This is a genomic window from Photobacterium sp. R1, assembly GCF_054600795.1.
The window spans coordinates 1-481 of sequence record NZ_BAAHZP010000080.1 but is presented as its reverse complement, the minus strand read 5'-3'; the positions used below and the strand labels follow the sequence as shown (position 1 = coordinate 481).

The 481-nt window shown below is 53.6% G+C and carries 1 protein-coding gene; it reads left to right on the top strand.

What is annotated here, in order from left to right:
• Nucleotides 1–410 (top strand): PhoH family protein (locus tag ACYP03_RS24040; RefSeq protein WP_459782367.1); only part of this gene is annotated, 410 nt, incomplete at its 5' end.
• Between the last annotated feature and the right edge of the window lie 71 nt (nucleotides 411–481).

Sequence of the window (481 nt, the reverse complement as noted above, 5' to 3'; positions counted from 1 at the left end):
AGCGTAATGTCATTGAAGTGGCACCACTGGCTTATATGCGCGGCCGGACACTGAACGATGCCTTCATCATTCTGGATGAAAGCCAGAATACGACAGTAGAACAAATGAAAATGTTCCTGACCCGGATCGGCTTTAACTCACGGGCAGTGATCACCGGCGATGTCACCCAGATCGACTTACCACGCGGTGCGCGCTCCGGGCTGCGCCATGCTATTGAAGTGCTGGCTGATGTGGATGAAATAAGCTTTAACTTCTTCCAGGCCACTGACGTGGTTCGCCACCCTGTCGTGGCGCGTATCGTTCAGGCGTATGAAGCCTGGGAGAGCGAAGATCAGAAACAACGAAAACTGGCTGAACAACGCCGCCGCGACCAGCAGGAAGCGCGCCAGGCCAGCCCTGAAACGGAATAATCTTACAGATGGCTATTTATCTGGATTTACAGCTTGCCACCGCTGATGAGAGTGGCATGCCGACTGAAGCT